Annotated in this window: 7 protein-coding genes and 1 rRNA gene; 7 read left to right on the forward strand and 1 reads right to left on the reverse strand. The window is 61.8% G+C overall.

All coding sequences use genetic code 11. From position 1 onward, the window contains the following. Positions 1 to 205: 205 nt before the first annotated feature. From rrf to BM317_RS22900, 7 genes are all read left to right on the forward strand, one after another. Positions 206 to 321, forward strand: a 5S ribosomal RNA gene (gene rrf, locus BM317_RS22870). Positions 322 to 476: 155 nt separating this feature from the next. After that, positions 477 to 3,929, forward strand: a complete 3,453-nt coding sequence (recC, locus tag BM317_RS22875; RefSeq protein ID WP_092173863.1) for an exodeoxyribonuclease V subunit gamma — start codon at positions 477 to 479, stop codon at positions 3,927 to 3,929. Then, positions 3,926 to 7,615 carry an exodeoxyribonuclease V subunit beta gene (recB, locus tag BM317_RS22880; RefSeq protein WP_092476374.1) on the forward strand — a complete coding sequence of 1,230 codons (3,690 nt, stop codon included), beginning with the start codon at positions 3,926 to 3,928 and terminating at the stop codon, positions 7,613 to 7,615. Before recC ends, recB begins: the two co-directional genes overlap by 4 nt. Next, entirely contained in the window at positions 7,612 to 9,708 is a 2,097-nt protein-coding gene (recD, locus tag BM317_RS22885) for an exodeoxyribonuclease V subunit alpha (RefSeq protein WP_092476376.1), read from the forward strand. Before recB ends, recD begins: the two co-directional genes overlap by 4 nt. 138 nt (positions 9,709 to 9,846) lie before the next feature. Continuing rightward, complete coding sequence (locus BM317_RS22890; RefSeq protein WP_092476378.1) at positions 9,847 to 10,422, forward strand: regulatory sequestration protein YfiR; 576 nt, start codon at positions 9,847 to 9,849, stop codon at positions 10,420 to 10,422. Next, positions 10,419 to 11,687 carry a diguanylate cyclase DgcN/YfiN gene (locus tag BM317_RS22895; RefSeq protein ID WP_092173846.1) on the forward strand — a complete coding sequence of 423 codons (1,269 nt, stop codon included), beginning with the start codon at positions 10,419 to 10,421 and terminating at the stop codon, positions 11,685 to 11,687. Before BM317_RS22890 ends, BM317_RS22895 begins: the two co-directional genes overlap by 4 nt. 3 nt (positions 11,688 to 11,690) lie before the next feature. Next, on the forward strand, positions 11,691 to 12,194 hold the full coding sequence (locus tag BM317_RS22900; RefSeq protein ID WP_092173841.1) for an outer membrane lipoprotein YfiB: 504 nt from the start codon (positions 11,691 to 11,693) through the stop codon (positions 12,192 to 12,194). Here BM317_RS22900 and BM317_RS22905 read toward each other — a convergent pair. Beyond that, positions 12,191 to 13,138, reverse strand: coding sequence for a LysR family transcriptional regulator (locus tag BM317_RS22905; RefSeq protein WP_060739294.1), 948 nt, complete (start codon positions 13,136 to 13,138; stop codon positions 12,191 to 12,193). The two genes, BM317_RS22900 and BM317_RS22905, sit on opposite strands and share 4 nt — an antisense overlap. Between the last annotated feature and the right edge of the window lie 90 nt (positions 13,139 to 13,228).

Genomic DNA, 13,228 nt, shown 5'->3' on the forward strand with positions numbered 1-13,228 from the left:
CTAACCTGTACTAATTGCCCGTGAGGCTTGACCATATAACACCCAAGCAATTTGAATGCTCCAGGCCCCAGGGCGAAAGAGACCAGATTGCGGTGTGTGAAGACGAAACGAACCGAAAGTTCGCGACGCTCAACCGCAACACACAAACTATCGCATACCCATTCGCTGAAACGTGACCGCAAGGCACGCGCTGGCTACCGAATTTCTTGACGACCATAGAGCATTGGAACCACCTGATCCCATCCCGAACTCAGAAGTGAAACGATGCATCGCCGATGGTAGTGTGGGGTTTCCCCATGTGAGAGTAGGTCATCGTCAAGATTAAATTCCGAAACCCCTATCTGCTGATGCAGGTAGGGGTTTTGTTTTGCCCGCCGGAAAGTTCTTACAACAAGCGCGGACAGCTTCCGGCTGTCACAACCCCCCGACAGTGCTAAGGTTCTGCCCTAGCTTTTGCATTTTCAAGGATGCCTTTCATGCCGGACGCAACGTCCCTTAGCCCAGCTTTCATGGTGGTTCACGGGAATCGCCTTGATGAATTGCGCAGCCTGGTGATCAGCTTGATGCGGCGCTACCCGCTGGCTCCCCTTGAAAATGAAATCGCCTTGGTACAGAGCAACGGTATTGCCCAATGGCTCAAGCTCGCACTGGCTGAAGACCCGGAAGATGATGACTCCGGCGGCTGCGGTATTGCGGCGGCCATTGATGTGCAATTGCCGGGCAGTTTCATGTGGCAGCTGTATCGAACAGTCCTGGGGCGGGACGAGATTCCGGCCAAGTCCCTATTGGACAAGGCTCCGCTGACCTGGCGCCTGATGCGCCTGCTGCCGCAGTTGATCGAGCAGCCTCATTTCGAACCTTTGCGACGATTCCTCACCCACGACACCGACCTGCGCAAGCGCTATCAACTGTCCGAGCGCCTTGCCGATCTGTTCGACCAGTACCAGGTGTATCGGGCCGACTGGCTCGAGGATTGGGCTGAAGGTCGACACCAGACACGAAATGTCCGAGGCGAAATCAAGCCGCTCGCACCGGCGAATTGCTGGCAAGCGGAACTGTGGCGTGCTCTGTTGCTGGATGTGGGTGAACAAGGCATGGCGCAAAGCCGTGCCGGCGTCCACCAGCGCTACATCGAGCGTATCAACAACCTGGAAGTCGCTCCGAAAGGCTTGCCGGCGCGGGTCATCGTATTCGGTATTTCTTCGTTGCCTGCCCAAGTCCTCGAGGCGCTTGCCGGTCTTTCCCGGTTCAGCCAGGTTCTGCTCTGCGTGCATAACCCGTGTCGTCATCATTGGGCGGACATCGTCGCCGACAAGGATCTGCTGCGCCACCAATACAAGCGTCAGGCCCGCAAGACCGGCATGCCCGCCGTCCTCGATCCGCAAACCCTGCATCAACATGCCCATCCGTTATTGGCTGCCTGGGGCAAACAGGGGCGCGACTATATCAACCTGCTCGACAGCTACGACGACCCCAACAGCTACCGCGCGGTATTTCGCGATGGGCGAATCGACCTGTTTACGGATGGGACCCCCACGACCCTGCTCAGTCAGTTGCAGGATGACATCCTGGAGCTGCGCCCCCTGAACGAAACCCGGGAGCACTGGCCTGTCGTCGATACGGAGCGAGACGGCTCGATCCGCTTTCATGTGGCCCACGGCGCCCAGCGTGAAGTCGAGATACTCCATGACCAGTTGCTGGCCCACTTCAGTGCGGATCCGACCCTGCGCCCACGGGATATCATCGTCATGGTCCCGGACATCGACAGTTATGCGCCGCACATTCGCGCAGTGTTCGGCCAGCTCGACCGGAGCGACCCTCGTTTCATTCCATTCACGCTGACTGACCAGGGCCAGCGTGGACGTGATCCATTGCTGATCGCCGTCGAGCATTTGCTCAAGCTGCCGGACAGTCGTTTCCCGGTCAGCGAAATCCTCGATCTGCTGGATGTCCCGGCGTTGCGCGAACGGTTTGGCATCGATGAGGCCGACCTGCCGACATTGCACCGCTGGATCGAAGGGGCGGGGATCCGCTGGGGGATGAGCGCCGAACACCGTGCCGGGTTGGGCTTGCCCGCGGAGCTTGAGCAGAACAGCTGGCGTTTCGGCTTGCGTCGCATGTTGCTGGGGTACGCTGTCGGCAGCTCGCAGGCCTATGACGGCATCGAGCCCTATGACGAGATCGGCGGCCTGGATGCGGCATTGATCGGTCCGCTGGTTGCGTTGCTGGATGCCCTGGAAGTCGCTCATCAGGAACTCACCCAGCCGGCATCGCCGCAGCAATGGGGGGCGCGCCTGCACGACCTGATGCAGCTGTTTTTCCTGGCGAGCAACGAGCATGACGACTATTTGCTGGCCCAACTCGAAGACTTGCGTGAAACCTGGCTGGAAACCTGTGAGTCGGTGGGGCTGCAAGATGAATTGCCGCTGACCGTGGTACGTGAAGCGTGGTTGGCCGGGCTGGATCAGGGGCGACTGTCCCAACGCTTCCTGGCCGGAGCCGTCAACTTCTGTACCTTGATGCCAATGCGCGCGATCCCCTTCAAGCTGGTGTGCCTGCTGGGGATGAATGATGGTGATTACCCGCGAGCCCAGCCACCCTTGGACTTCGATCTGATGGGCGGCGATTATCGCCCTGGCGATCGTTCCCGTCGTGAGGATGACCGTTACCTGTTGTTGGAAGCGCTGCTTTCGGCCCGGGAAAAGCTGTACGTCAGTTGGGTGGGGCGCAGCATCCGCGACAACAGTGAACGACCGGCATCGGTGTTGATCGGCCAACTGCGCGATCATCTCGCCAGCGGCTGGCGGTTGGCCGATGACAGCGAGAGTCTTCTCGATGCCCTGACCCAGGAGCATCCGCTGCAACCATTCAGTGCGCGTTATTTCCATCAAGGTGACGAACTGTTCAGTTATGCCAGCGAATGGCGAATGCTCCACGACACCTCCGATGACACTGACAAAATCCAGGTGCTGGCACCTTACGTCCAGGAAGAACCCTTGGGCCTCGGTCAGTTGCAGGACTTCCTGCGCAATCCCGTCCGCCATTTCTTCAGCCAACGGCTGAAAGTATTCTTTGAAGCCATCGAGGCGCCTCTGGCCGATGACGAACCTTTCGTGCTCGATGCGCTGCAACGCTACATCCTGAGTGACAGCCTGCTCGAGGCTGCGCTGGTACGCCTGGACCAGTCGGATCTGGCCCTGACCGCCCACGCCCAGAGACTCCAGAACAGCGGCCTGTTACCGATGGCCGGGTTCGGAGAGTGTATGCAGCGTGAGTTGATCGAGCCCCTGCCGGATCTGCTCCAGCGTTACCAACAGCTTCTGGCGTTATGGCCCACACCGCTGACCAGTGCCGTGCCTGTCAGCCTGCACTTGCAGGGCGTGAGTGTCGAAGGATGGCTCAGTGGCCTGCACCAGCGCGCCGACGGTGCGGTCCTCGCCATCACGGCTATACCCAATAGCATCGGTTCCACCAAGACCCGCAAGTGGCATCGCCTGATACGGCCCTGGGTCAACCATCTCGTGGCCTGCGCTAACGGCTTGTCGTTGACGACAGCGCTGGTGGCCAGTGATGACAGCTTGCTGCTGGCACCTTTCGAAGAGCCTGTCGCACGAAGGTTGTTGGGCGACATGCTGCAGGCTTGGCAGACGGGTATGCGCCAGCCGCTGCCGATCGCAGTGAAGACGGCTTTCGCCTGGCTCGGCCAGAATGATCCACTCAAGGCCGAAGCCGCGGCGCGCAAAGCCTATGAGGGCGATGGACAGACGTTTGAAGGCGAACGGCGGGAAAACCCGGCCTTGGCGCGACAGTTTCCGGATTTCGCGGCCTTGATGGCTGACGAAACATTCCCCGACTGGTGCGATGCGCTTTATCGGCCATTGCTCGAAGCCCCATGGCGTTCATCGGCCGGCGAGGAGGCCCGTTCATGAGTCGGCAGACACCATTGGCCCTGGCTTTTCCGCTACGAGGCAGTCAACTGATCGAGGCCAGCGCCGGTACCGGCAAGACCTTCACCATTTCGGCGCTGTACCTGCGTCTGGTGCTGGGGCATGGCGGTTCGGTGTCCGGTTTTGGCCGCGAACTGCTTCCGCCGCAAATCCTGGTGGTGACCTTTACGGACGCTGCCACCAAGGAGCTGCGTGAACGAATTCGCACCCGTCTGGCCGAAGCCGCACGTTTCTTTCGCGAAGAGATTCCAGCCCCGGATTCACTGATCGCTGCATTGCGCGATGAATTCAGTGCCGAGCAATGGCCCGGCTGCGCGAACCGGCTGGACATCGCCGCGCAGTGGATGGACGAAGCGGCCGTCTCGACCATCCATGGCTGGTGCCAGCGCATGTTGCGTGAGCATGCCTTCGACAGCGGCAGCCTGTTTACCCAGACCCTGGAAACCGACCACAGCGAATTGCTGGGGGAGGTATTGCGCGATTACTGGCGGCTGTTCTGCTATTCGATGCAAGGCGAGGCGCTGAATTGGGTGCGTACCCATTGGGGAGGGCCGGCTGCGCTGTTGCCACGGGTGAGGGGGTTGTTTTCCAGCGAGCGTGGCGACGCTGACGGGCTTGAGCCTGCCGAACTCATCGCTGCCTCCCTGCAGGAGCGCAGTGCTGCCTTGCTCGATCTCAAGGCGCCATGGCGACAGTGGGCCGTGGAGCTGCTGGAGATCTGCCAGCAAGGCGTCGCCAGCAAGTCTGTCGATGGGCGCAAGATGCAGGCGCGTTACTTCGAACCGTGGTTTCAGAAAATCACCGCCTGGGTCGATGACGAAAGTCTTGAGTTGTTGGACATCGGCACCGGGTTCACGCGCCTGACCCCCGAAGGCATGGCCGAAGCCTGGAAAGGTGAAGTGCCCAACCACCCCGGGCTGGACGCCATGGCCGGTCTCAAGGCCAGCCTGGATGCGTTGCCCACGCCAGACGCCGCCGTGTTGCAGCATGCCGCGCAATGGGTCGGGGCGCGTTTCGAAGCCGAGAAACGCCGCCGCGCCGAAATGGGCTTCGACGACATGCTGCTGCGTCTCGACGCGGCGCTGCAGGCCGAGGGGGGCGAGCGTCTGGCGAGCCTGATCCGCGAGCAGTTTCCGGTGGCGCTGATCGATGAGTTCCAGGACACCGACCCGGTTCAATACCGGATCTTCGAAAGCATCTACCGTATCGAAGACAACGACGCTGAGACCGGACTTTTCCTGATCGGCGATCCGAAGCAGGCGATCTACGCTTTTCGCGGTGCCGACATCTACACCTACCTGCGTGCGCGCCAGGCCACGGTCGGCAGGTTACATACCCTGGGCACGAATTTCCGCTCCAGTCATGCCATGGTGGGTGCGGTAAACCATATTTTCCAGAAGGCCGAGTCCCGTCCGAAGGGGCACGGTGCCTTTCTGTTCCGTGAACCTTCGGGTGAGAACCCGGTGCCGTTCCTGTCCGTTGAGTCCCAGGGGCGCAAGGAGTCCTTGCAGGTGGCAGGACAGGCCGTTGCGGCGCTGAATATCTGGCACCTGCCGTCGGAGCAGCCGCTTTCCGGTGCGGTGTACCGGCAATCCATGGCGGCCGCCTGCGCCAGCGAGATCACGGCATTGCTCAACGGTGGCCAGTCAGGCCGCGACGGGTTCACGGTCGATGGCGAAACGCTGCGCGGGTTGCGCCCGGCGGATATCGCCATCCTGGTGCGCGACGGTAAAGAAGCGCAGGCCGTGCGCGCCGAGCTGTCCGCGCGGGGCGTGCGCAGTGTCTATCTGTCCGACAAGGATTCGGTCTTCGCTTCGCAAGAGGCGCGGGATTTGCTGACCTGGCTCAGGGCCTGCGCCGAGCCGGATGTGGAGCGACCGCTACGGGCAGCGCTGGCCAGCATCACGTTGAACCTGCCGCTGACGGAGCTGGAGCGTCTCAATCAGGATGAGTTGGCCTGGGAAGCCCGGGTCATGCAGTTTCGTGGTTATCGCTCGGTCTGGCGCAGCCAGGGCGTGCTGCCGATGTTGCGACGCTTGCTGCATGATTTCGAACTGCCCCAGGCCTTGATGGCGCGCAGCGATGGCGAGCGGGTGCTGACCAACTTGCTGCACCTTTGCGAACTGTTGCAGCAGGCCGCCGGTGAACTGGATGGCGAACAAGCCTTGATCCGCCATTTGTCCGAGCACCTGGCTTTGTCCGGGCAGGCGGGGGAAGAGCAGATCCTGCGCCTGGAAAGCGATGAGCAGTTGGTCAAGGTGGTCACGATCCACAAGTCCAAGGGGCTTGAGTATCCGTTGGTTTTCTTGCCCTTCATCTGTTCGACGAAACCGGTGGATGGCAGTCGATTGCCGTTGCATTACCACGATGAGGCCAACAAGGCGCAGATCAGCCTCAAGCCTACCGCCGAACTGATCGCCAAGGCCGATGATGAGCGTCTGGCCGAGGACCTGCGGCTGCTCTACGTGGCACTGACCCGTGCGCAACATGCCTGCTGGCTGGGGGTGGCGGATCTCAAGCGGGGCAACAACAACAGTTCGATCCTGCATGTGTCCGCGCTGGGTTATCTGTTGGGCGGCGGTGTGCCGTTGGCCGAGTCGGTGGAGCTGATGCGTTGGCTGGAAGACCTGCAACAAGGCAGTGTCGCGGTGAGTTGCCAGCCAGTGCCCGAAGCCACCGACGAGCGCTACCGGCCGCCGCGCAACGACGCTGTGTTGCTCGAACCCTTGGTGCCTTTGCGAAAAGCCAGCGAAAATTGGTGGATCGCGTCTTACAGCGCCCTGCGCATCGGCGAAAGCCTGAGCGAAGGCAGCGATACCGCGCCAGAGAATCCGCAAGCCCAGAAGTTGTTCGACGATGAGCGACTGGACCCGGACGCTCCCAGGGAGACCATCGCCCTCGGTGGCGATATCCACCGTTTTCCCCGTGGCCCCGGCCCCGGCACTTTCCTCCATGGCCTCTTGGAGTGGGCCGCGGGGGAAGGTTTTTCATCTGCGCCGGCGGATATCGAAGATGCCATTGCCCGCCGCTGCAATCGCCGAGGCTGGAAAGGTTGGATCGCCACATTGAGCGACTGGCTGCAGCACCTGATCAAAATGCCCATGCCCGTCGGCGACGACCAGGCGCCGGTGGTGCTCGAACAACTGACCCGCTTCCAGGTCGAGATGGAGTTCTGGTTCGCCAGCCACAAGGTCGATGTGCAAAAGCTTGATCAACTGGTTTGCCGCTTCACCCATGGCGGTGTGGCCCGCGTCGCGGCGGAACCGGTGCTGCTCAACGGCATGTTCAAGGGCTTCATCGATTTGACGTTCGAACACGACGGTCGATATTACGTGGCCGACTACAAATCCAACTGGCTGGGTGTCGATGACATGGCCTACACCGTACAGGCCATGGAACAGTCGATCCTGGACCATCGCTACGACCTGCAATACGTGCTGTACCTGTTGGCCCTGCATCGCCAGCTCAAGGCGCGGCTTCCTGGTTACGACTACGACCGGCATGTCGGCGGCGCGCTCTACCTGTTCCTTCGCGGCACCCGCTCGACCAGCCAGGGCGTGTATTTCACCAAGCCGCCACGGGCCTTGATCGAACAACTGGATCGGCTGTTCCAGGGCGCGCCCGAACCCAAGGCCGAGCCGGCGTGGGTACAGGGAGAGCTGCTATGAGTCGTTCCTTTGCCGATCTGCTGCCCAAGGCGTCCGACGACGAGAGCCCGGTTGACCTGGCCCCCTTGAGCCGTGCCCAGGACCTGCTGTTGTTACTGACGCGCTGGGTCGAGCGCGGCTGGTTGCGCGCCCTGGACAAGGCATTCGTGGCGTTCCTCCATGAACTGGCGCCGGACGATGATCCCTTGGTCCTGCTCGCCGCTGCGCTGACCAGTCATCAACTGGGCCACGGGCATGTTTGCCTGGATGTGTTCGAGACCCTCAAGGAGCCGGACTTCGCCCTGTCGCTGCCCCCCGAGGGCGACCTGCAGCCAGGCGTGATGCTGTTGCCCTCGCAAATATTGCAGACACTGGACGGCGCCCATTGGTGCAAGGCCCTGGCGTCCAGTCGTCTGGTGGCCCTGGCTGCGGATGAGAGCGAAGAGGCGCAGCAACGTCCGTTGGTACTGTCTGGCAAGCGTCTTTATCTGCGCCGCTACTGGGGTTATGAACGACGGATCGACGAGGCGTTGCGCCAACGGCTGATTGACCATGAAGCGGCGCCTGGTGACCTGCGCGAGCGTTTGGACGGGCTGTTCGGGCCGGCCAATGCCAACGTCCCGATCGATTGGCAGAAGCTGGCTTGCGCGCTGGCGACTCGCGGGGCCTTCAGTATCGTGACCGGCGGCCCGGGGACCGGCAAGACCACCACCGTTGTGCGCCTGCTGGCGTTGTTGCAGGCTCCGGCCGTCGAGGTCGGGAAGCCGCTGCGCATTCGCCTGGCTGCGCCCACCGGCAAGGCGGCGGCGCGCCTGACCGAGTCCATCAGCCAGCAGGTCCGGACCCTGGACGTGGATGAGGCTGTGCGCGAACGCATTCCGTGCGACGTCACGACGGTCCATCGTTTGCTGGGCAGCCGTCCCGGCACCCGGCATTTTCGTCACCATGCCGGCAATCGCTTGCCGCTGGACGTGTTGGTGGTCGATGAGGCGTCGATGATCGACCTGGAGATGATGGCCAATCTGCTGGATGCGCTGCCGACCCATGCCCGGTTGGTGTTGCTGGGGGACAAGGACCAGTTGGCTTCTGTAGAGGCCGGTGCGGTGCTGGGGGACTTGTGTCGAGACGCCGAGGACGGTTGGTACAGCCCCCGGACCCGGGCCTGGCTTGAGTCGGTCAGTGGTGAGAACCTGGCGGCCAGTGACCTGCGGCAAGACCTCGACGGCACTCATCCCCTGGCACAGCAAGTGGTGATGCTCAGGCATTCCCGACGCTTCGGCGAAGGCAGTGGGATCGGCCAACTGGCTCGCTGGGTCAACCAGCAACAGCCTGAAAAAGCCCGTCAGTTGCTGGAGCAAGGGCAATATGCCGATCTGTCCTCCCTGAAGTTGACGAGTGAGCACGACACCAAGCTGGAAAAGCTGTTGCTCGACGGCAAGCCAGAAGGGCCCCAGGGGTATCGGCATTACCTGAGCCTGCTGCGGCAGCGTCGCCCGGCCATTTCTCGTCCATTGGAAGACGGTTGTTGGGCCGAGTGGGCTCGGGAGGTACTGGCGGCCTTCGACGAATTCCAATTGCTTTGCGCGGTGCGTAAAGGCCCGTGGGGCGTTGAAGGGTTGAACCAACGGATCACCGCGGCATTGCTCAAGGCTCGCCTTATCGATAGCGATCATCAGTGGTACGAGGGACGCCCGGTGCTGATGACCCGTAACGACTATGGGCTGGGGTTGATGAATGGCGATATCGGCATTGCCCTCAAGCTGCCCGAGCGTGACGGGCCCGATGCCGGCAAACAGGTCCTGCGGGTCGCGTTCCCGCGTAATGACGGCCAGGGCGGGGTGCGTTTCGTCCTGCCCAGCCGACTCAATGACGTGGAAACCGTGTATGCCATGACGGTGCACAAATCCCAGGGTTCGGAATTCACCCATACCGCGTTGATCCTTCCGGATGCGCTCAACCCGGTCTTGACCAAGGAACTGGTGTACACCGCCATTACCCGGGGCAAGCAATGGTTCAGCCTGATCGAACCGCGAGTGGGCATCTTCGAGGAGGCGGTCCGGCGCAAGGTCAAGCGCTTGAGCGGGTTGATGCTGGAGTTGGAGCCGGCTGACTGAATCGTCAGCTTTTAATGGTTCATGCCCCACGGCAATTTTGCCTGTTTCGCTCCGAAGTCTACGTAACACGCGGCCTCGCTGGCTTTTGGGCACTGTGCTATCGTTCCGGCACTTATCGTCTGGATCAAGAGATTCTCCATGAAAGTGCCTGTACGGGAGGCAGTGCGCAGCAAGGGGCGGGGGCATTTTCTGCTGGCCGGCCTTTTGTGTCTGCTGCTGCCTGTCGCGATGGCCCAGGAGCAAGTCACCACGACTCAGGCCGAGCAGCGGGCCGAAGCGGTGACCCAGGTGGTATTGGGCATTCTCAGCTACGCCCGTTGGCCCGTGGAGCCTACCCAACTGCAGCTGTGCATCGTCGGGCCTACCCAATACACCGACGATCTGGTCAAGGGCACCACCCAGGCCACGGGGCGGCCCGTGACGGTGCAACGGCTGCTGGCCGATCATCCTGATATCGCCACTGCCTGCAACGCGGTCTACGTCGGCAGGCTGACCAATGATGAGCACACCCGTTTGTTTGCGTCCTTGATCGGCAAGCCAGTGCTGAGCATCAGCGAAGGCGGCGACCAGTGCACCGTGGGGAGCCTGTTCTGTCTGCGGGTCGGCGATGAACAAGTGTCTTTCGAGGTCAACCTCGACTCTGTGGCGCGCAGTGGTGTGCGCATCCATCCAAGTGTGCTGCAGCTTTCCCGTCGCAGGCCGGCGACGCCATGAAACAGCGCAAACCAAGGGTCCGTCCCACCCTGGGCTCGGTCATCGGTCGTGGCCATCTGATCGTCGCGCTGGTGGCCATCACCATGGCCAGTGTTTCCCTGACCCTGCTCGGCCTGCTGGCGTTGCGGGTCTACGCCGATCACAACCTGCACCTGATCGCCCGTTCGATCAACTACACCGTGGAGGCCGCCGTGGTCTTCGATGATTCGGCGGCGGCTACCGAAGCACTGGCCTTGATCGCCTCCACCGAGGAAGTCGCCGATGCCCAGGTGTTGAATGAACATGGCCGTCTGTTGGCGCGCTGGCAGCGACCGCAAACCGGCCTGTTGTCGGAACTGGAAGTACACATTGCCAAGGCATTCCTGGAAAAGCCCATCAGCCTGCCGATCGTTCATCAAGGGCAGAACATCGGCCGTATCGTGTTGGCGGGGCATGGCGGTAGCCTGCTGCGCTTTTTGCTCAGCGGCCTGGCGGGGATCATCCTGTGCACGGCGGTCAGTGCCTGGGTGGCACTTTATCTGGCGCGGCGCCAGTTGCGTGCGATCACCGGGCCGCTGCGCAGCCTGGCCGAGGTGGCCCACGCCGCACGCAGCGAACGAGCCCTGGACCGACGCGTGCCACCGGCCGCCATTGCTGAACTGGATAACCTGGCCAATGACTTCAACGCATTGCTCGATGAACTGGAGTCCTGGCAGACCCACCTGCAAAGCGAAAACGAAACCCTGGCGCACCAGGCCAGCCACGACAGTTTGACCGGCTTGCCGAACCGGGCGTTTTTCGAAGGCCGACTGATTCGCGCCTTGCGCAATGCCGGCAAGCTCAACGAGCAAGTGGCCGTGCTGTACCTGGACAGCGATCGGTTCAAGGGTATCAATGACAACTTTGGCCACGCCGCCGGCGACGCGGTGCTGACGGCCGTGGCGACCCGGGTCCGGGCCCAGTTGCGCGAGGATGACCTGGTCGCGCGCCTGGGAGGCGATGAATTCGCCGTGCTGCTGGCGCCCCTGCACAAGGCCGAGGATGCCGAGCGGATCGCTGAAAAAATCATCGCCAGCATGGAAATGCCGATTCAATTGCCCGGCAACGCCTCCGTGCTGACCTCCCTCAGTATCGGCATTGCCGTCTACCCGGATCATGGTGACACACCGGGCACCCTGCTCCATGCCGCCGACGCGGCAATGTACCAAGCCAAACGCCTCGCTCGAGGCGGTCAACATACGGCGGGGTCGGATCACTCCGTCGCTGATTTTCAAACCAGGAGCTGACTCGTGCGTTCATACCCTCAATTTTCCCTGCGCTGGTTCGCGGCGCTGTTCTTGCTTGCCATCCTGGCCCTGAGCGGTTGCCAGACGGCCCCGCCGAAAGGCCTGACCCCGGCGCAAATTGCCGTACTCAAGCAACAAGGCTTCGAATTGACCGAGGATGGCTGGGCCTTCGGTTTGTCGGGCAAGGTGCTGTTCGGCAGCGATGTGGAAAATCTCAACCCGGCCAGTACCGAAATCGTCGAGCGCATCGGCAAGGCGTTGCTGGAGGCGGGCATCGAGCGGGTACGCGTCGATGGTCATACCGACGCATCGGGTTCCCAGACCTACAACGAACAACTGTCGATGCGCCGGGCCGCCAGCGTGGGCAAGGTGCTGACAAGCGTTGGCATGCGCGAAGAGAACGTCCAGTTGCGCGGCCTGGGCAGCAGCAAACCGGTCGCCTCCAACGACACCGCCAGCGGCCGCACCGAAAACCGCCGCGTCGCCATCGTGGTCATCGCCGACTAGTCGGCGAACACCATCTCCCGGCTGTCTCCCATCAGCAGGGGCTGATTCTGTTCAGTCACCTCGCGGATGTAATCCCACAACAGCGTAATCCGCTTGAGCTTGCGCAGGTCTTCCCGGCAGTACATCCAGAACTGCCGGGTGACGGTGATTTCCTCCGGCAGCACCGGCAATAGCCGTGGGTCCTGGGCAGCGAGGAAGCAGGGCAGGATCGCCAGTGAGCGCCCTTGCTGCGCGGCCACGAATTGCGCAATCACGCTGGTGCTGCGCAGGTGGGCGTTGGCGCCGGGCAGGACGTTGGCCAGGTAGAGCAATTCGGAACTGAACGCCAGGTCATCCACGTAGCTGATGAACGAATGCTTGCCCAGGTCGGCCGGGCGCTGGATCGGTGGGTGATTGTCCAGGTAGGGCTGGGTGGCATAGAGCTGCAGCCGGTAGTCGCACAATTTGCAGCACACATAGGGGCCATGTTCGGGGCGTTCGAGGGCGATGACGATGTCGGCTTCGCGCTTGGAGAGGCTGATGAAGTGCGGCAGCGGCAGGATGTCCACCGAAATGGCCGGGTAGGCGTCGACGAAATGGCTCAGTTGCGGGGTGATGAAGAAGCTGCCGAAGCCTTCGGTGCAGCCCATGCGTACATGGCCGGACAGCGCCACGCCAGAGCCTGAGACCTGTTCGCAGGCCATGTGCAGGGTGCTTTCGATCGATTCGGCGTAACCCAGCAGGCGCTGGCCTTCGGCCGTCAGGACAAAACCGTTGGTCCGGGATTTTTCGAACAGCAGCGTGCCCAGCGAGGCTTCCAGCGAGCTGATGCGTCGTGACACCGTGGTGTAGTCGACGGCCAGGCGCTTGGCGGCCGTGCTGGCCTTGCGGGTGCGGGCCACTTCGAGGAAAAACTTGAGGTCGTCCCAATTCAGCGACCCCAGGGAGGTGATGTTTTTTTGCATGATGGACCGGCTTTTATGTGCATTCTTATTAGAAGTTTGCACATCTATACTCCAAAAACCGTCTCATCACCATGCGTGCTCATGCACCTT

This window comes from Pseudomonas sp. NFACC24-1 (assembly GCF_900115235.1).
Lineage (GTDB): Bacteria > Pseudomonadota > Gammaproteobacteria > Pseudomonadales > Pseudomonadaceae > Aquipseudomonas > Aquipseudomonas fluorescens_AA.

Bases quoted from the DNA above. Each gene is read 5' to 3' on its own strand.
- BM317_RS22890 (WP_092476378.1), top strand. From the start codon at position 9,847: ATGAAAGTGCCTGTACGGGAGGCAGTGCGCAGCAAGGGGCGGGGGCAT.
- recC (WP_092173863.1), top strand. From the start codon at position 477: ATGCCGGACGCAACGTCCCTTAGCCCAGCTTTCATGGTGGTTCACGGG.
- recD (WP_092476376.1), top strand. From the start codon at position 7,612: ATGAGTCGTTCCTTTGCCGATCTGCTGCCCAAGGCGTCCGACGACGAG.
- recB (WP_092476374.1), top strand. From the start codon at position 3,926: ATGAGTCGGCAGACACCATTGGCCCTGGCTTTTCCGCTACGAGGCAGT.
- BM317_RS22895 (WP_092173846.1), top strand. From the start codon at position 10,419: ATGAAACAGCGCAAACCAAGGGTCCGTCCCACCCTGGGCTCGGTCATC.
- BM317_RS22905 (WP_060739294.1), bottom strand. From the start codon at position 13,138: ATGCAAAAAAACATCACCTCCCTGGGGTCGCTGAATTGGGACGACCTC.